Origin of the sequence: Streptococcus pluranimalium (assembly GCF_047785745.1) — a bacterium.
Lineage (GTDB): Bacteria > Bacillota > Bacilli > Lactobacillales > Streptococcaceae > Streptococcus > Streptococcus pluranimalium_B.
The window spans coordinates 1-18,159 of record NZ_JBLOJT010000026.1 but is presented as its reverse complement, the minus strand read 5'-3'; the positions used below and the strand labels follow the sequence as shown (position 1 = coordinate 18,159).

Below are 18,159 nucleotides of genomic sequence, written 5' to 3'. Positions count from 1 at the left end.
TAAATCCTTTTCATTATTAAGAGTTCTATTTTGGAAAGTAGCGCCAGCGAGATGGCTTTTACTTACAACGGAAGAATTAATTCTTCTTTATTTTCTTCTGTTGAAGAATCTTTTGTTGCTTGGATTTCAATGATTAAATCATGCGGTAGACAGATAGATAGTTGCCCTTCTTGATTAATCCATCCTGTTTTGACAGCAATCTGGTCAGGACTATTATCTTCTCTAACACGAATACTATCACCATCAACCTCAACAATATTGTATTGGCCTTTAGCTGGATGATAAGTCTTTTCAAAGTGTGGGCCATGTTCTTCAAGCGCATAGGTATCGACCACCTTACCATGGATTTTTACAACAGCCATTAAACCAGATGATGGCGGTGTTCCCATTTTCTGATAGATTGTCCAAGCAGCTGGTAGAAAAGAAAGGATAATAGCCAGCGATATCAATAAATAATCAAAAGGTTTAAAATAAGTTAGAACTTGTTTTGCGTTCGTTTTGTTAGTCTTCACAATATTTATTCTAAAAGAAAATAACAGCTTTGTAAACTATTTAAAGAATAAATTCTTGAGATAACGAAGCCTTTTCCTAAAAGTATTTAACAACAATATATGGCTAAAAAATGTTATACTAGAATAACCATATCAAAATCTACAGGAGGTTCATCATGCCCTACAAAACAGTCATAGATTCACTAGATACCATCAAAGACTGGCAAGAAAAGACGTACAAATACTTACACCAAAATCCTGAATTATCTATGCAGGAAAAACAGACAGTAGCCTTTCTCACAGAAGAATTGAAAAAATTAAATTATAAGGTGCAAGAGATTGGTGGAGGTCTTGTTGGAATCTTAGAAAACGGAGATGGGCCAAAGATTCTTTTTAGAGCTGATATGGATGCTCTACCTGTTCATGAAGAAACTGGTTTAGAATATGCTTCTAAAATTGATGGTGTTATGCATGCTTGCGGCCACGATATGCATATGACAACTAGTTTAGGAGCTGCTTGGGCACTTGCTAATAATAAGGACGCTTGGTCTGGAACTTACATCGCTCTCTTTCAACCAGGTGAAGAGATAGCAGCAGGAGCCAAAGCGATGTTGGAGGATGGTCTGCTTGAAAAAATTCCAAAACCAGATATAGCCCTCGCTCAGCATGTCTTGACCACTCCAGAAGCTGGTCATCTTGGTACTAAAGAAGGTCCCTTTTTATCGACAGCAGCTTCTTTGAAAATCACGATTAACGGTCGTGGAGCACATGGTTCTATGCCAAACTTGAGTATCGATCCAATCGTTATCGGATCTGCTATTGTATCTAAACTACAAACTATTGTGGCGCGTGAGGTAGATCCTTTCCAATTCGCTGTTGTTACTGTAGGGTCTTTCCAGGCAGGAAATCAAGCCAATATCATCCCTGAAACAGCAATCTTACGTTTGAATATCCGTGCTTACGATGAAGCTGTCAAAGAGCAATTAATTTCTGCCATTAGACGCATTACCATCGCAGAGTGCCAAGCAGGAAACTGCGAAACAGAACCCGATATTGAAGTCTACGATAGTTTCCCACTAACAGACAATGATGCTGAGATCACCAAACACGTCACAAGTGCCTTTAAAGCATATTTTAGTGACGATAAGGTCATCAATTACAAACCACTGACGGCTTCTGAGGATTTTTCTGCCATTCCTAGAGCCCTTGGTATCCCTTATTTATATTGGGGCTTTGGTGGATTTACAGCTGATCAGGATATTTATGCCAATCACAATCCAAAATTTGCGCCAGCCATTCAACCAACTCTCAAAACAGGGACAGAAGCTGCTTTAGTAGCTATTTTAAGCTATCTTGGAAACAAATAAGATGGAAGAAAATCAATACAAAATGCTGGTTAAGGTGGCTACCTTAGCTGGCATCATCATGTTAGAATCGAATGCTGAATCCTACCGAGTGGAAACCACAGTAGAGCGTATTTTATCTGTTAGTCAACTGCCAACCGTAGATGTATTCGCTAATACTACAGGACTTTTCATCACCCTAGATGGTCCTGACTTTCCAGAACCCATTACTTATGTCAAGCGTATCTCGCAACGCTCTACTCACTTAACTAAAATTCATGATGTTAACCAGATTTCAAGAGATATGACAAGCAGTCAGTTATCTCTTAGGGAGGCTTATCAGAAGCTTAATAATGTCAATCGAAAAACATATTCATCAAAAAGCACCTATCTAGCAACAGTCTTATTAGTCATGGCTTTTGCCCTCCTATTAGGCGGCAATATTCACACCTTTTTACTATCAGTCATTGCTTCTTTATTATTGATAGCAACCTATCCGATACGAGATTGGTTAAAGCTTAACGATTTTATCTATGGCATCTTTGCAACTATGGTAGTAGCTATTTGCATGCCTTTTATAACTAGATTTGTTGGGGCCTCTGACCGTGCTTTAGATATCACTATTATCTCTGTACTCATGCCACTTTTCCCTGGAACTGCCTTTACTAATGGTTTTCGTGATTCTTTTAAAGGAGATTATGGAGCAGGAGTGGCTAAATTTGTTGAAGCTTTGACTATTGCGGTTAGTCTCGGTGTTGGTGTTGCCTTAGGCCTCTTTATTGCGAAAGGAATCATGTCATGATGTGGAGTTTTCTTTTTCAAATTCTAGGAGCATACGTCGCTACCGTAACAGCTGGTATACTCCTAGAAGCACCCAAGCATTTAGTGTATCAGACTGGATTTATCGGGGCAGCTGGCTATGCAGTCTACCTTATCTTTTTAGATAGGACAGACAATGCCGTCGCTACCTTATTGGGAGGAATTGTTATTGCTTTATTATCGCAAATCTCAGCAAGAAAACTAGCCTCGCCAGTAACCGTTTTTTATATTCCAAGTTTTTTCCCACTCGTTCCCGGAGCTGGTGTCTATCGGATTGCTTATTATTACATCCAAGATAATCCCAAATTAGCAGGAGAAAACTTAATTGAATCCATCCTCGTTTCTGGAGCCATTGCCTTATCCATCTTTATTGTCGATTCTTTTTTAGAAATCTACAATCATCTCAAACAAGCTAAACATTAGCCATAAGCCCACGGAGGACTATCTTTTTATGAAACTTATGAAATCAATTCCAGGCGGAACTCTCTTGATTCCAATGCTGATTTCGGCCATTATCCATACTTTCTCACCAACTTTTTTCAATATTGGTGGTTTAACTCAAGCCATGTTTTCAGGTGAGGCTATTAATTTCATTCTAGGAGCAGCTGTCTTCCTATCAGGATGTACCTTGAAGCTCAAAACTTTGACTCAAGTCTTTAAAAACTACGGTGTTCTACTTCTAGCTCGCTTTATTATAAGTACGATAGCAAGCCTTATTTTCATCAAACTCTTTGGACTTGATGGTATCTGGGGACTTAGCGCTATCGCCTTCATCTGTACCCTAACCTCGATGAACCCAACCCTCTTTTTAGCCCTTATGAAAGACTACGGTGACGAGAGTGACCAAGCAGCCTTTGGTTTAGTCGCCGTTATGGCCTTGCCAATCATTCCTATGTTCATTTACGGATTGACCAGTCCAACACCACTTGATTTTATGCCAATCCTTTCAACCCTGTTTCCTCTAGTATTTGGTATTATTATCGGTAACCTTGACCACGATCTAAGCCAATACATGGCACCATCTATGGGTTTCATTATTATCATGCTAGGTTGGGGCGTCGGAGCAAATATCAATCTCTTTGAAGCCATGAAAGCAGGATTACCAGGAATCATGATGGCTATCCTGTACTACCTCATCGGAGCCTTACCACTGATTTTAATCGAAAAACACATTTTGAAAAGAAGTGGTGCCTCAGCAACAGCCCTATCAACCGTAGCAGGCTTATCAGCTTCTGTCCCATTATTAATGGTAGCAAGCAATCCAGAACTAAAAGAATATGCCTCACAATCAGCAGCAATCACCTCATTGGTTGTCGTCTGCACAGCAATAATCGCACCGATTTTATGTCAAAAATTTGCTGAAAAAGAAAAATAGAAAACAAAACCTCCTCAGAATTGTAATGACCCTCAAAAGTTAGATATAAAATCTAACGATTGGGTGTTGTTCAAATATCTGGGGAGGTTTGCTATTTTCAAAGACAAATGACAAACTAAGAAAACAAACAGATAGTAGGGTAGGTATGATAAGCTAATACTAAATGAAAATCTGAAACCATTTAAGTACAAGGTATAAATCTGGACGATTTACTAGGATAAGGAGACTCGAACCATAATTCTATATTCAGATTTTGAATTAAAATCAGTATAAAACATTAAGCTTAAAAACACGTCAAAAGAAAAAGGTCTGATGTTCAAAAAATAGATTTCAGTATTTAGCGAAACAATTTTTTCCGGTTACGAATTAGTTTTTACGATAAAATCCCTTTAAACATCTTTCCGAAAAACTTTAATTTTCTTGAAAAACACCTAGGGGTATGGTATACTTCTATTTATAGAAATTAAGGAAAATATTACTATGAAACGTGAATTATTACTGGAAAAAATTGACGAGCTTAAAGCTATCATGCCTTGGTTTGTCTTGGAATACTATCAATCTAAATTGGCTGTTCCTTATAGCTTTACAACCTTGTATGAATATTTCAAAGAATACCGTCGATTTTTTGAGTGGTTGATTGAATCTGGTATTTCAAATGCTGATAAGCTTGCTGATATTGACTTAGCTGTTTTGGAGCATTTAACTAAAAAAGATATGGAATCATTTGTTTTGTATTTACGTGAACGCCCATCTCTAAATACCTATTCAACTAAACAAGGTGTCTCTCAGACCACTATAAACCGTACCTTATCAGCTTTATCTAGCCTTTTTAAATACTTGACTGAGGAAGTTGAAAATGATCAAGGGGAACCATATTTCTATCGAAATGTCATGAAAAAGGTTGCTACCAAAAAGAAAAAGGAAACTTTAGCTTCCAGAGCTGAAAATATCAAGCAAAAACTCTTTCTTGGTGATGAAACCATGGCATTCTTAGAATATGTCGATTGTGAATATGAAAACAAACTTTCCAATCGTGCTAAATCATCTTTTCGAAAAAATAAAGAACGTGATTTAGCCATTATCGCCCTACTGCTGGCGTCTGGGGTACGTTTGTCAGAGGCTGTCAATCTTGATTTGAAGGATTTGAACCTCAATATGATGGTTATTGAAGTGACTCGAAAAGGTGGGAAACGTGATTCAGTCAATGTTGCAGGTTTTGCAAAACCTTATATTGAAGCTTATCTTGCTATTCGTAAGCAGCGATATAAAGCTGAAAAGCAAGACACAGCACTCTTTCTCACCGAGTATAGAGGCATACCTAATCGTATAGATGCTTCAAGTATTGAAAAAATGGTTGCCAAATACTCACAAGATTTTAAAATAAGAGTAACCCCCCACAAACTGCGTCATACACTGGCTACCAGACTCTATGACGCTACCAAATCCCAAGTTCTTGTTAGTCATCAGCTGGGACACGCCTCAACACAGGTAACCGACCTCTATACACACATCGTAAATGATGAGCAAAAGAATGCCTTAGATAAACTTTAGTTTACATAAATAAAATTACGCAAAAATCTGGCAATGACTTTCTATCATTGCCAGATTTTTTATATTTCATAACTATTTTACATAAATATACTTACGTAACTATAATTATGTAAATATATTAATTATTTTTTTCAATAGTAACTTTGGTTCCTTGATCAATTCGACTGCTTATAACAATCGTGAAACCCAACCTATCTAGAATCTGTTTCGTCATGTATAAGCCCAAGCCAGTTGCCTTTTTATGCGCATGCCCATTATAACCAGTAAAACCTAGTTCAAATAAACGTGGAATATCCTCTTCTAGTATCCCTATACCAAAATCTTGTATTTCAATACTTTTATCTTTGATACTTATCTTAATTTCCGACCCAAAAGAACTATATTTAATGGCATTATCAATGACTTGAGATAAAGAAAAAGATAGCCACTTATCATCTGTAATCAGATGATTATCACCGGTTAGCGTGATTTGAATATTTTTAGCGATACATTGGCTACTAAATGTCTTGATAACGGAACTGACACAAGCCTTCAAGGAGATTTTGGAAAAACGGTAATCATCATTATCAGCTTTATACTTAAGATAAGCTAAGAGGTTATTGATATCTTGTTCTAAGCGAAAAGTCTGCACCTGAAGGTCTGACTTGTTGATATGATCGGTTTGTATCATCAATGACATCGCTGAAACAGGAATTTTCATCTGATGCGACCACATCTTAACCAAACCTTCCAGGTCATCTTGTTCACGTTTCAGCTCCAAAACTTTTTGCGCTTCTACTGCTACTATACGACTGAAAAATTCACGATAGGCGATTTCTGATGGTACTTGTGAGTCTGGAAAATCCTCAATAGCTTTTAAGTTTTCCAATGTCATTATTTTGCGTTTAAATTGCTGATAGCTCAGAATGCTCCAAAAACATAAAAATACCATATTAATCGCTAAACTAGCAAGAAAATATTGGTGTGGTAGATGGTAAAGGTAAAACATGAGATGATAAGTCAAGGTCATTAGGAAGTATAGGACATACCAAGGTCCATACTCTTTAAGATAATTTATGATCATTTGAGAAAATACCCTACTCCTCTAGCCGTGTGTATGTAATCAAAGCCAATACTCTTTAACTTCTTACGAAGCCGTGTTATATTAACACTCAAGGTATTATGGTCAATAAAGCTATCATCTTGCCAGAGTTTTTCTAAAAAGTCTTCTTTAGCAATAACTTGCTGATCATGTGTCATTAGTATTCGTAAAATTTTTGCCTCTGTTGGGGATAGGTCAACACTTCCATGTTGCTCAGAGATAAGGCTGCCATCTGCTAGTAATTCATATCCAGCAAAAGAAAGCTCATCTTTACTAAATTGCTTACTTCTTCGCAAAAAGGCTGAAATTTTTGCCTCTAATATGCTGAGTGAGAATGGTTTTGAAATAAAATCATCGCCACCCATATTAAGTGCCATGACAGCATCCATATCATCGTTAATAGAAGAAATAAAGATAATTGGCACTGTCATCGTCTTACGAATCTCGCTAGTCCAATAAAAACCATTGAAAAAAGGTAAGGTAATGTCCATGAGAATCACATCAAGCTGAATCGTTTCGACTTCCTGTTTAATATCTCGGAAATTTGTCACTGAAAAAACCTGATACTGATTAGAAAAATGCTGTTTTAAAAGGGTGACAATAGTCGCATCATCCTCAATAATATATAGTTTATCTCGCTTGCTCATAGGATTATTTTAGCAAAAAAGCAGCGAAAAATCGCTACTTTACCTACCTTTCAATTAAGTGATAATAAGACCGTCCTGTTAATCGGTAAATGAGATAGTAGGTAATGGTAATGGCGAGAATGACGCCTCCAGAAATTTGGTAAATCAACAGATCATTGACTACTCCAAAAAGTGAGAGCATTTGTTTGAGCATAATCAACGCTACTAAGAAATGGCTGATTGCCATAGCCAGTGGCATGAAGAAAACCATGAGGGTTTGTGAACCAATGATTTTCTTAACTTGAGCTTTGGACATGCCAACTTCTTGTAAAATATGATAGGATTTTTGATCTTCAACCCCTTCTGAATAACGTTTATAATAGATAATCAAAGCTGCAGCTAAGAGAAAAGCTGTTCCTAACAAAAGTCCTGTAAATAGGAAACCACCAAATAAACTATAGACTCCATCTTTAAATGATGACTCTCGTGTCAATTCTACTATGGCCGTATCTCCCTTCGTATTGATCCAAACACCTTTTTTCTCTTTTAAAGTTTGATAGTCTTTTGCCTTCAAATCCGCAAACAACTTATAAGATTCGTTATAACCAAATCCTTCAACATTTTCAAAGTGCTTTTTGATGGTAGTCATTTGACTCCTATCACTATCAGGCACGATAACGGACTTAAAGTTTTTGACATTAGCATATTCTTTACCAAAAATTGTCAGTTTCTCAAGTTTACTATCACCTTTTTGCTTGAAAAAGGCTGTTTGATTAGCTTTTAAGTGAGGTAAATCATTACCAAGCTTTCTAAAATCATCTTGTTCAATCAAGTAAACAAACCCCATTTTACTTACCTTAGGTTTATGGATTGTTTTCTCATTGACAGTGATTTCTCTATCACGAGTTAAAGGAATAGAAATCATAGCTGATTGATAAGCAATAACATCTTTATTATCTGTTTTTAATTCTGGGATAATCGTCTCTTGGGCAAATGCTTCAAAGCTAGTTTTTCCTTCAACTTGATGAATCTCTAGCTCAGTATTTTTTGGAAAGAGCTGAGAGACCATATTTTCAGTATTCCCGAAAAGCGATGACGTTGTAGCAATGGTAACAAAGCACATAACCGCTAATATGGTGATATTGGCTAATCCAACCGCATTTTGTTTCATGCGAAAAATCATTTGAGAAACCGTTATAAAATGCTCTGTTTGATAGTAATAAGCCTTATTTTGACGTCTGCGTTTCAAGTACCAAGTTGTAAATGAGATATAAAATAAATAGGTTCCAATAATAACCAAGACAACCGCAATCAAAAAGCGATAAATCAAAACTAAAGCAGCAATCTTTGTTGACGTCAATGACAAACCATAGCCAATTCCCAGCAGGACTAGAGAAAGCATAGCCAAAGCAATATTTCCTTTAGGTTCTTGTTCTGCTTTAGATGCTGCCTTGAATAAATCTAATGGCGATGACTGTCTAATCGCAAATAAATTGATAACCAACAATAGTATGAAAATACTAAGAAAAATCATTCCAGTTATAATAAATGATTGGAAAGTAAATGTTAAGATCAATTGATCATAATGGATAAGGTTAACAAATATGAGATAAAGTACGTTTGAAAAGATAGCTGAGAGGATATTCCCTATAATAAGCAGACCTAGAAATAAAATTAGTATTTCAATACTCGATATTAAAGAAACTTTTTTCTTACTCATTCCTAAAACATTGTAAAGCCCAAACTCCTTACTACGTTGTTTTAAAACAAAACGGTAGCTATAGACTATTAAAATAGTTGATAGTAAGGTTAAGACTCCGCTCCCAAACCCTAAAAGAAATTTTCCATAAGACATATCGTCAGAAATAGGACTAAATAAGATTAAAAGGGTAGAACACAAAGTGATATAAAGTACCATACTCGTTAACAGAAATGGTGCATAGATATTCTTGGTCTTAAGTAAATTCTGACAAGCCATTTTAAGATAAAACATGGTCATCACCTCCTCCTAGAAGAGCATTCATAGCCAAAGAGATATCTTTACTAAAGGTTTGAGGACTTTTGTTGCCTCGATATAGTTGATGGAAAATCCTACCATCTTTGATAAATAGCACACGCTTGGCATGACTGGCAGCCATTGCAGAGTGGGTCACCATAAGGATAGTTTGTCCAAAAGCATTGATTTCTTCAAAAAGGGATAATAAATCTTCTGAATTTCGGAAATCTAGAGCTGCTGTCGGTTCATCAGCTAAGAGGATATCTGGTTGATTAATTAAACTTCTAGCTACCGCTACTCTTTGTTTTTGACCACCAGAAATTTCAATTGGACGTTTATCTAGTAAGTCTTTAAGATGCAACTGTTCTGCTAAGGGAAGCAAAGCTTTTTCCATTTTTGTATATGGTTTTCGGTCTAAGACCAAAGGCAAAAAGATATTATCTCTGATAGTCAAGGTATCTAAAAGATTAAACTCTTGAAAAACAAAACCAAGGTGCTTAAGCCTGAATTCAGCCAACTGATTTTCTTTGATTTTAGTAATATCTTGTCCCTTTAATAAAACAGAACCCGAACTTGGTTTTTCTAAAGTGGCTAAAATATTTAATAAGGTTGTTTTTCCGGAACCAGATTCTCCCATGATAGCGATAAACTCGCCCTCATTAACTTTAAAATCAATATCCCGTAAAGCCTGTGTTTCATTTTTGGAAAACCGTGTGCGAAAAACTTTTTTTAAGTGGTTAATTTCTAGTAACATAAGGTCTACTCCTTTTTCTATTATAGCTTAATTCTTTTAAGTTGATGAGCAACAAGAAAAGAATTCCTAACTTCTTTCTTTTCATCTACTAGTTTACCAACTAGCTGTGCTTATAATCTTACAAGTTACCTCCTTTCCCTTACAATTTTGTAAGAAAAACAAAAGAGCTTTACGTTTATTTTTGGTATAATAAAAACATATTAGACCTCAAGGAGTATGTATTATGCCACAAACAAAACTAAAATTATCACGAAAACTAGGAACACTTGGTCGTTTGTTTTCAATTATTCCTGACACAACGGCTATCATAGGCAAAACGATTGAAAACAGTCGTCCTATCATTGAAAAACATATGGATCAGCGCCATGAACGTCAGATGACATTGGTTAAAATTGACAATGTGGTTAATTTGCCACTTGAGGAAGCTCGTCAGCATTTGACAAATCAAGGATTTACTGTTTCAAGTATTCCAGCTAAACCAGCTAAAAAGTATGCCACAGCGCGTGAAAACGAAGTCGTACAAATGTCACCTAAATCAGGCAAGCAACTAAAAGGCTCTTTAGTAAAACTCTATTATGTTGATTTAGATATTATTGCTGCTAGTCAAGAATTAATTGACGAAGAAACGCGACGGACTGTCGAACGTAACCAAACGATTTCTGATACGTTTGAAAATGTTAAAAATGTCATTCCTTTTAATCGCAAAAAACATTAAAATACAAAAAACAATGCATCATCTGTATTTTTAGTCCAAACTAAAAGCCTTAGAATAGCGTAATTAAAACGTTTATTCTAAGGCTTTTAAGGTGATTATAGTTGCACTTACTAGTTTCCTAATGCTGCTTATTTCTATACTCCTAATAATGAGATAAACAATTTAAGTAAACGATAGTAAAGCTACTAACATCAAGCTTATTGGCTAGATTGTTTGTGTTTTGAGACTGAGGGCCTAGATCTCTTCAAATAGCAAAAACTAATGAGAGCTACTATTAGATACAACTCCACTCCTAGATTTTTTTCTCCAGTCTTTGGCAATAGTTGAGCTTTTGCAACCTTTCCTATAGGAATATCAGTAACAGGAGAAGGCTTAGTATCCTGTTCAGATGTGACTGAAGAGTTTTGTATATCAATCGTTTTGACTACTGACTCCGTCTCAACTGGCTGTAACGGTGCCACCGTAGTTACGCTTGGTGGCAATGATGCCAATTCCTCCTTATCTTCAGCCAATGGATCTGTTTGAGGGGTTCGTTGCGGTTGGTAGGCTGGTGGTGCTTGTTCTGTCCCATCTAGATTATTACGTGCTCTATCCAAGTCTGCTAGAGCAGCGTCGACTTCCTCTTGAGTTGCTTGGTCTTTGCTTAGTATTGCTGCGACCAATTCTCTCACCTTGTCAAAATTATCCTTAATCTCCCTGCTAGCTGCTTGATAGACCACATCTTTCTCTGCAACCAAGGAATTTGCCTCATCAAAGGCAAGCTGTAAGCTACTCTTATCTGTTTCTTTACCATCTAAGGCTGCTTTTGCCGATAGCAGAGCTTGTGTTGCATAATCAATTGCTTCCTGATTGTTCTTACCTGTTAGAGTAACTAGAGCTAGTTTTAAGGCTTCATCATAGGCTGTTCTAGAAGTCTGGGAAGCATTGTAATAAACAGGAGTTTGAGTGAGGTCATCTTGAAGAGCTGCCATCAAGGCTGTCCTATTAACCAAAGTTAGAGACTTCATGCTCTGTCCAGTTTCAGATACTGTAACCGAATCGTCTTCCAAAACATCAAAGCCTTCCGGTAATGCCAGCAATAATGTATAGCTACCTACTGGAACATCTTTTCCGAAAATCGTTTTGTTATAACGAGTTACTGGCAAGGAAATAATCTGTCCATTTTCTCCAACAATCGCTACAGTTGTCCCATCTGGAACTTCCTGATCAAAACGAACCGTTAATGCCTTTTTAGGTAAGAGACTAAGGTAGAAATTCGCTTCTTGTCGGCTAGCTTCTTCAGTCAATTCAACGACAACTGAACGAGAGCTTTCCAGAACTGAACGTTCTGTATCGTAGATAAAAATGTCAAAAGTATAGGTTCCAAATGGTAATTTAACTGTATTCTTCTCATTCCCATATCGTGGTAAATCAGTCACTAACTGACCATTTTCATCTTTAACAGAGAAAGAATGAGTGACATTAATTGGGTCTTTTGTGTCATTATCATACAAATTAACAGATACCAACCCTAAATCATTTCCAATAGAAACGAGGTCTTCCACCTTGGTCCAAACAAGATTTCCTGCAAAATCTTCGACAGTGTAATAAAAATCACTTAAATCTGCTAAATCCAGTGGTAAAGTGTAAGAATTATCCTCATTTTTTGAAATATAGACACGATTATCAACCAGTTGCAATTTCCCTGTATTAGGGTCACGTTCAATAATACTGCTATCACCTTCTGAGTCTTTTACAAGATAAAAAACGCGTTCTCGTACAATTGTTGATGGCCCGTACTCGATAACTGGACGAGGGGTAAATTTAAAGCTAGATTCCTCATATGTTGCAGTTGTGATAACTGGTGATTGGCGATCAATGATAATATCAAAACTCATACTTTGCCTATCAGCTCCAATAACATCAGGATAATACGTTAACACATAGCGATAATGTCCATCAGCAAGAGAATTACCATCATTATCGAAACCTGAAAATTCTGTTGGGTAGACAATAGTAGATTTTTCATTTCTAGGATCACCACTAAAGAAATTTTTTTCACCATCACTAGAAACACTTTGCCAAAGAGGAGTTGTTAGCTCTGTATCTTCTGCTGCATAAACACTTGCTACCAAATTATTAAAACTTCTAAGAAATACCCCTCGTAAAACCAAGGAATCTTGATTCCCATCGTCATTCGGTGAAATAGCTAAACGGGGTTGTCCATTATCATCTAGTTTCAGGATAAAGTTTCCTTCCCCATCATCAAATGTCCCCAAAGTTTTAATCTCAAAATCTGTCCGTTTATTTTTGTTAGAAAAGACAAGATCGGTACTTCCTGTCAGAAGACCTGTGAAGTTTTCATCTCCAGGGAGAGCTTCTCCTTCCTTTGGAACAAAGTAAACGCCACCTTTACCATCAGTTAGAAGATTATAGACAGGTGTTTCGACAACATCCAAATTTTGGAATTCCCCTTTAAAACCGACATAAGGGATACTAATCACGTCGGCCCCGTCAGCTGTATCTACAAATCTGACAAATCCCTCAAGATAATAGCCATTCGGCATCAGTTGACTTAATTCCTCTGTGTAAGCTGAAGCATCTAGGCTAATACGGATAGTCTTACTACTATTAGCACCAACTGTGATGGTCTCTCCATCAATCTTGGCTAATTCTAGAGGAAAGAGTGTCATGTAACCATCCTGAACATAATCAGTATTGAGATGCGTCACATAACTTAAGGTTTTATCCTGGTCTGTAATATTATGAATAGTTACATCAAAGCTGAACTGGTCAGATACATTTCCTAGGGTAATACTGCTATAGTCATCGTTTCCTGTCGCATAAAGACCAGTGGAAATCGCAGCCTTCGTATCTAGTATACCAGCCCCTTGTTGACGTGGAGAAGTATACGCCTCTGTTTCAGGAGCAAAATGCAATTTAGCAGTGCTCATCATTAACTGCTTAACCAAGGCCTCAATCTCTTGAGCCGTCTTACTTGGATAGTTTTCTTTCAGATACTGCTTAATCAAAACTGCTGCTCCAGCGACGTGTGGCGAAGCCATACTTGTTCCATTCATATTGGCATATTTACCATCATTTACAGGAGCATAAATTGAGCCACCTGGTGCTGCAACATCAGGTTTCAATTCACCATCTGCACTCAAACCCCAGCTTGAAAAGTCCGAAATCTTACCTGCTGTCGGATTAGACATTTTATCCATTTCTCCCTTGAACATGACTTTCAGGGTAGGATCTGATGCCAGAGCTTCCCCAAATTCATAAGGAATGAAAATCGATGGAATTTCCTTACCAGCTTCATCAAGTGACATATTGATGTTTCCTTCACCCGAAGTGTGGTTAAAGACAACAACTCCACTAGCACCGTTGGCAGTTGCATTAGCGACCTTTTCCGTAAATGTCAACTCTCCACGCTTGATCAAAGCTAATTTTCCTGACAGGTCTTTACCGATAAAATCTTCTTAACGTCCAAGTCCAACATAAACTAATTCGTAAGCTGTATTATCTGCAAAAGTCTTCTGGCTAGCATTCGGATTGATAAAAGAACTCTTACCATAGTTCAAATCATCCCTATCTTCCAATCCCAGAATCTGAACCACTTCACTAAAAATTGTAGTATTGTTAAAAGAGGCAACTGAAATAGCATCCCGAGCAGTTGATGGGCTACCAACCAGACCATAATCAGGATTTGTCGCCAAAGGATTAGAATGTCCTGATGCAAAAGTGCCATCGTTACCAGCAGCAATCACGACAGAGACTCCTGATTGTCTTGCGTAAGCGATAGCAGAGTTTAACTCCTCACCGACATTAACCGTTACTCCATTAGCTCCTCCAAGACTGAGATTTATAGCATCAGCTCCTAGCTTAACAGCATCTAAAATAGCTTGTGTATAAAGGGCTTGACCTGTACGATTGTGAACATCTGAAAACACCCTCATAAACATCACTTGAGCCTCTGGTGCAACCCCATAAATCAACTCTCCTCCAACAGGTTGAGAAGGATTTCCAGTTGCAATACCAGTGACATGCATACCATGAGAGTCACTATCTGCTTCTTTTAACAGCGTGTTAACATCTACATAATTATAGCCAAAAATAACTTTATCATTGTACCATTTACCATAAGTAATGCCTGCTGCAGCCATTGCTTGGGTCATCTGTTCTTCAGATTTATATTTCGCTTTAGATACATCTGTGATTCTTAACGTATCATGATCAATATCTAAACCAGAGTCAATGACGGCGACAACCATCCCTTCTCCTTTGTAACCTGTCTCCCAAGTCTCAGGGACAGAGATAATCGTATTGCTATCAATATTCTGAGGTTTTTCTGTATTTCCTCCAGTCACTGTTGCTGCTTCCGCACTTTCTTTCACTATAAATAGTAAAGGAATCGTCAACATTTGTATCTGATGATAGCGGAAGAGAAGATTTAAGCGAATCTGTCAAACCAGTATCACGATTCGTCTCTAATACTTCTATTTGAGGTGACTCTTGAGGCGTACTCTCTATAATTGTTGCCTCTGTAGCAGTTACCACTTCTGTCGTAGTAAGATTATCACCTGCTAGATCATTTGCTGCAACTTGATGACCTCCCGCAAACAAAAAAACTGCACCCAAAAGAACAGATACAGCACCTATTTTTGACTTGCGGAGTGAAAAAACATGTTTCTTTTCCATATAGCTTTCTCCTAAAAAATATTATAGCCTTTACGCTACCATTTTATTAAAACACATCGAATCTGAAAATTCAATATTTTTTGATAATTTAGATAATAATGTAGAAGAACAGAACTGACATATCGTAATATACTGCTATCATTTATAGCTTGTACCCCTAAATACCATTTATAAAAAAACTAGCAGAGTAAGGATTCTCACACCTCTCTACTAGTTTTTGTAGTTTTATAAATTAATGATTTTTTTTAAATCTTACCAAACTGGCTCGTCAAGGCCTTTTGAACTGTCTTTGATGACTTTTTTAACGTCGTCAGTCTGATAAGCATCTACAACCGCTTGAATAGCATCTGCATTTTTAGCTTTTTTCCAATCTTTCTTAGCAGCAATCAAGTTATACCACTGTTTCGCATTATCACTTTTAGGTTCGATGAAAATAGCTTTGCTTGGGTCAATACCTGCTTCAACAACGAAGTCATTATTGATAACAGCAGCATCAGCTGATTGTAATTGACGAGCAGTCTGTGCTGCGTCCACTTCTACAATGTCTAAATTCTTGTCATTTTTAGTGATATCATCAAGCGTCGCAAAGGTATCACCTGAAACACCTAATTCTATTAGACCAGCTGATTGTAAGAGATAAAGAGCTCGACTTTCATTAACCGTATCATTAGGGATAACAATAGTCCCTTTATTAGGAATATCTTTAGCATCAGTGTATTTATTTTTGCCACCTTCAGTTCCTGAATAAAGACGGAAAGCTGTGATATAAGTTTCAGCAATACCTACAAGTTCTGTTTTATGCTTCTTGTTCCACTCATTCAAGAAATTATAGTGCTGAAAGGCGTTAACATCAATCTCACCATTTTCAAGTGCTTTATTAGGTTGTGAGTAATCGGTAAATTCAGTATACTTGATCGTCACATTTTTATCTTTAAGTAACTCTTCAACCTTATTCCAACGAGCTTCTTCAGAATCACTCTTGGCCATTGTACCAACTTTAACAACAACATTATCATCATCAACCTTTGAACCACAAGCTGTCAAAAGAACCACTGAGGCAACTGCAATTGTTCCAATGCTTAACCATTTTTTCAATTTCATTAACTAATCTCCTCTAAATTTAAGATATATCTAGTCTAACATGAGATGTTATTTCTGAAAAATTCTTATTATTTAAGCATATATATAGTCAAAAACTATATCATGGACGTTTTCATCTCTAAAAAAGCCACGAGTTGCCTCATGACTTTCAGTAAAACTTTTAAACAGATAAGTATGGCTCTATATCTTTTAGAGCACGTTCAGCGATGGCTTCATAGCGTGCTTTTTTATCGCGAATCCGTGGTCCTTCTAATTCCTTAATGATACCAAAGTTGACATTCATAGGTTGAAAATGCTTGCTCTCAGTATGCGTGATGTAATACGGCAAGCTTCCGATTGCTGTAGTGCGTGGGAAAATCACTTCTGCTTCTTCTTTGAAGCGTTTAACAGCATTGATCCCAGCAACCAAGCCAGCTGCGGCTGATTCCACATACCCCTCAACTCCGGTCATTTGCCCAGCGAAGAAGAGGTCAGGATTGCTACGTGATTGGAAAGTTTGGTTAAGCAGATTTGGGGAATCCATGTAGGAATTGCGGTGCATGACTCCATAACGAACGAAAGTGGCATTCTCTAAACCTGGAATCATTTGGAAAACACGTTTTTGCTCGCCCCATTTGAGATGAGTTTGGAAACCAACGATATTGTAAAGGCTACCGGCGGCATTATCTTGGCGCAACTGAACAACTGCGTAAGGTGTCTTGAAGTCACCATCACGAGGTCCCTCATAGTCATCTGGGTATTCCAAACCAACTGGTTTCATCGGTCCATAAAGCATTGTTTTAACACCGCGTTTTGCCATCACTTCGATCGGCATGCAAGCCTCGAAATATTTTTCTTTTTCAAAAGAATTCAGCGGTGCTTCTTCTGCTGTTGTTAAGGCTTCATGGAAGGCTAGGAATTCTTCTTTGGTCATTGGACAGTTCAGATAGGCTGCTTCTCCCTTATCATAGCGGGATTTAAGGTAAACCTTACTCATGTCAATGGTAGATTTGTCAACAATTGGTGCGGCGGCATCATAGAAATAAAAGCCGTCACCACCATTAAGTTCATGAATTTTTTCAGCAAGAGCATCTGACGTCAATGGCCCTGTTGCAATCACGGTGATAGCATCATCAGGAATCTCCGTAATCTCCCCACGAATCACTTCAATAAGCGGATGAGCTTCCAACTCTGCCGTAACAGACTGTGAAAATCCCTCACGGTCAACAGCCATGGCACCACCAGCAGGAACACGACTAGCTTCTCCCTTACGCATGATAATCGAGTCCAAACGACGCATTTCTTCTTTTAAGAGACCTACGGCATTGGTCAATGAATCACCTCGGAAGGAATTTGAGCAGACTAATTCTGCAAAGCCATCTGTTTTATGTTGAGGTGTTGGTTTAACACCACGCATTTCGTAAAGCTTAACTGGCACACCACGTTTGGCGATTTGATAAGCCGCTTCAGAACCAGCTAAACCAGCTCCAATGACGTTAATATAATTTGCTTTAGATTGAGACAAGAACTAATACCTCTTTGAGAATGAGTCATAAGCATTCTCACAAATCTTTCTATATATGATGAACTTATATTATAACATATCGAATCAAAAATCATAAGAAAAGAATAAACAACTCTGTTTATT

Annotated in this window: 15 protein-coding genes and 2 pseudogenes; 6 read left to right on the top strand and 11 right to left on the bottom strand. The window is 37.4% G+C overall.

Features of this window, described 5'->3' with window-relative positions:
• Positions 1 to 62: 62 nt before the first annotated feature.
• The gene (locus tag ACMZ6U_RS04700; protein ID WP_416106679.1) at positions 63 to 512 is read right to left on the bottom strand and encodes a NusG domain II-containing protein; all 450 of its coding nucleotides are present in this window, start codon (positions 510 to 512) and stop codon (positions 63 to 65) included.
• A gap of 155 nt (positions 513 to 667) precedes the next feature.
• On the opposite strand from ACMZ6U_RS04700, the gene ACMZ6U_RS04695 reads away from it, so the two are divergent.
• The 5 genes from ACMZ6U_RS04695 (at position 668) to xerS (ending at position 5,579) form a co-directional block, all read left to right on the top strand.
• Positions 668 to 1,858, top strand: coding sequence for an amidohydrolase (locus ACMZ6U_RS04695; protein WP_416106678.1), 1,191 nt, complete (start codon positions 668 to 670; stop codon positions 1,856 to 1,858).
• Position 1,859: 1 nt separating this feature from the next.
• Complete coding sequence (locus ACMZ6U_RS04690; RefSeq protein ID WP_416106676.1) at positions 1,860 to 2,636, top strand: threonine/serine ThrE exporter family protein; 777 nt, start codon at positions 1,860 to 1,862, stop codon at positions 2,634 to 2,636.
• Positions 2,633 to 3,076 (top strand): threonine/serine exporter family protein, encoded by a 444-nt coding sequence (locus tag ACMZ6U_RS04685; RefSeq protein ID WP_416106675.1) that lies wholly within the window; start codon positions 2,633 to 2,635, stop codon positions 3,074 to 3,076. Before ACMZ6U_RS04690 ends, ACMZ6U_RS04685 begins: the two co-directional genes overlap by 4 nt.
• Before the next feature lie 28 nt (positions 3,077 to 3,104).
• Positions 3,105 to 4,028, top strand: a complete 924-nt coding sequence (locus tag ACMZ6U_RS04680) for a 2-keto-3-deoxygluconate permease (RefSeq protein ID WP_416106674.1) — start codon at positions 3,105 to 3,107, stop codon at positions 4,026 to 4,028.
• 480 nt (positions 4,029 to 4,508) lie between these two features.
• On the top strand, positions 4,509 to 5,579 hold the full coding sequence (xerS, locus tag ACMZ6U_RS04675; protein ID WP_416106673.1) for a tyrosine recombinase XerS: 1,071 nt from the start codon (positions 4,509 to 4,511) through the stop codon (positions 5,577 to 5,579).
• A gap of 118 nt (positions 5,580 to 5,697) precedes the next feature.
• Here the strand turns inward: xerS and ACMZ6U_RS04670 are convergent, their stop codons facing one another.
• Genes ACMZ6U_RS04670 through ACMZ6U_RS04655 form a run of 4 tightly spaced genes read right to left on the bottom strand, consistent with a single transcriptional unit; the run spans position 5,698 to position 10,036 of the window.
• Entirely contained in the window at positions 5,698 to 6,642 is a 945-nt protein-coding gene (locus ACMZ6U_RS04670) for a sensor histidine kinase (protein ID WP_416106671.1), read from the bottom strand.
• Positions 6,639 to 7,307 carry a response regulator transcription factor gene (locus ACMZ6U_RS04665; RefSeq protein WP_416106668.1) on the bottom strand — a complete coding sequence of 223 codons (669 nt, stop codon included), beginning with the start codon at positions 7,305 to 7,307 and terminating at the stop codon, positions 6,639 to 6,641. The genes ACMZ6U_RS04670 and ACMZ6U_RS04665 overlap by 4 nt, the downstream gene beginning before the upstream one ends.
• A gap of 43 nt (positions 7,308 to 7,350) precedes the next feature.
• Positions 7,351 to 9,279, bottom strand: coding sequence for an ABC transporter permease (locus ACMZ6U_RS04660; protein ID WP_416106681.1), 1,929 nt, complete (start codon positions 9,277 to 9,279; stop codon positions 7,351 to 7,353).
• Positions 9,266 to 10,036: an ABC transporter ATP-binding protein gene (locus ACMZ6U_RS04655; protein WP_416106666.1), complete on the bottom strand. Its 771-nt coding sequence runs from the start codon at positions 10,034 to 10,036 to the stop codon at positions 9,266 to 9,268. Before ACMZ6U_RS04655 ends, ACMZ6U_RS04660 begins: the two co-directional genes overlap by 14 nt.
• Positions 10,037 to 10,259: 223 nt before the next feature.
• Between ACMZ6U_RS04655 and ACMZ6U_RS04650 the strand changes: the two genes are divergently transcribed.
• On the top strand, positions 10,260 to 10,751 hold the full coding sequence (locus ACMZ6U_RS04650; RefSeq protein WP_416106664.1) for a PASTA domain-containing protein: 492 nt from the start codon (positions 10,260 to 10,262) through the stop codon (positions 10,749 to 10,751).
• Between the two features lie 197 nt (positions 10,752 to 10,948).
• On the opposite strand, the gene ACMZ6U_RS04645 is transcribed toward ACMZ6U_RS04650, so the two are convergent.
• The 6 genes and pseudogenes from ACMZ6U_RS04645 to trmFO all read right to left on the bottom strand — a co-directional run bounded on the left by ACMZ6U_RS04645 (position 10,949) and on the right by trmFO (position 18,036).
• Complete coding sequence (locus ACMZ6U_RS04645; protein WP_416106680.1) at positions 10,949 to 13,297, bottom strand: FIVAR domain-containing protein; 2,349 nt, start codon at positions 13,295 to 13,297, stop codon at positions 10,949 to 10,951.
• Positions 13,274 to 13,486: pseudogene (locus ACMZ6U_RS04640) on the bottom strand (hypothetical protein); the annotation flags it as partial. The pseudogene ACMZ6U_RS04640 and the gene ACMZ6U_RS04645, both read right to left, overlap by 24 nt.
• Before the next feature lie 102 nt (positions 13,487 to 13,588).
• Positions 13,589 to 15,130 (bottom strand): annotated as a pseudogene (locus ACMZ6U_RS04635) (S8 family serine peptidase); the annotation flags it as partial.
• Positions 15,063 to 15,431, bottom strand: a complete 369-nt coding sequence (locus tag ACMZ6U_RS04630) for a YSIRK-type signal peptide-containing protein (RefSeq protein ID WP_416106662.1) — start codon at positions 15,429 to 15,431, stop codon at positions 15,063 to 15,065. The pseudogene ACMZ6U_RS04635 and the gene ACMZ6U_RS04630, both read right to left, overlap by 68 nt.
• 252 nt (positions 15,432 to 15,683) lie before the next feature.
• Positions 15,684 to 16,532: a MetQ/NlpA family ABC transporter substrate-binding protein gene (locus ACMZ6U_RS04625; protein WP_115130245.1), complete on the bottom strand. Its 849-nt coding sequence runs from the start codon at positions 16,530 to 16,532 to the stop codon at positions 15,684 to 15,686.
• Between the two features lie 160 nt (positions 16,533 to 16,692).
• Positions 16,693 to 18,036: a methylenetetrahydrofolate--tRNA-(uracil(54)-C(5))-methyltransferase (FADH(2)-oxidizing) TrmFO gene (trmFO, locus tag ACMZ6U_RS04620; protein WP_104967823.1), complete on the bottom strand. Its 1,344-nt coding sequence runs from the start codon at positions 18,034 to 18,036 to the stop codon at positions 16,693 to 16,695.
• Positions 18,037 to 18,159: the final 123 nt, after the last annotated feature.

Bases quoted from the DNA above. Each gene is read 5' to 3' on its own strand.
- ACMZ6U_RS04695 (WP_416106678.1), top strand. From the start codon at position 668: ATGCCCTACAAAACAGTCATAGATTCACTAGATACCATCAAAGACTGG.
- ACMZ6U_RS04690 (WP_416106676.1), top strand. From the start codon at position 1,860: ATGGAAGAAAATCAATACAAAATGCTGGTTAAGGTGGCTACCTTAGCT.
- ACMZ6U_RS04685 (WP_416106675.1), top strand. From the start codon at position 2,633: ATGATGTGGAGTTTTCTTTTTCAAATTCTAGGAGCATACGTCGCTACC.
- ACMZ6U_RS04680 (WP_416106674.1), top strand. From the start codon at position 3,105: ATGAAACTTATGAAATCAATTCCAGGCGGAACTCTCTTGATTCCAATG.
- xerS (WP_416106673.1), top strand. From the start codon at position 4,509: ATGAAACGTGAATTATTACTGGAAAAAATTGACGAGCTTAAAGCTATC.
- ACMZ6U_RS04670 (WP_416106671.1), bottom strand. From the start codon at position 6,642: ATGATCATAAATTATCTTAAAGAGTATGGACCTTGGTATGTCCTATAC.
- ACMZ6U_RS04665 (WP_416106668.1), bottom strand. From the start codon at position 7,307: ATGAGCAAGCGAGATAAACTATATATTATTGAGGATGATGCGACTATT.
- ACMZ6U_RS04660 (WP_416106681.1), bottom strand. From the start codon at position 9,279: ATGTTTTATCTTAAAATGGCTTGTCAGAATTTACTTAAGACCAAGAAT.
- ACMZ6U_RS04655 (WP_416106666.1), bottom strand. From the start codon at position 10,036: ATGTTACTAGAAATTAACCACTTAAAAAAAGTTTTTCGCACACGGTTT.
- ACMZ6U_RS04650 (WP_416106664.1), top strand. From the start codon at position 10,260: ATGCCACAAACAAAACTAAAATTATCACGAAAACTAGGAACACTTGGT.
- ACMZ6U_RS04645 (WP_416106680.1), bottom strand. From the start codon at position 13,297: ATGCCGAATGGCTATTATCTTGAGGGATTTGTCAGATTTGTAGATACA.
- ACMZ6U_RS04630 (WP_416106662.1), bottom strand. From the start codon at position 15,431: ATGGAAAAGAAACATGTTTTTTCACTCCGCAAGTCAAAAATAGGTGCT.
- ACMZ6U_RS04625 (WP_115130245.1), bottom strand. From the start codon at position 16,532: ATGAAATTGAAAAAATGGTTAAGCATTGGAACAATTGCAGTTGCCTCA.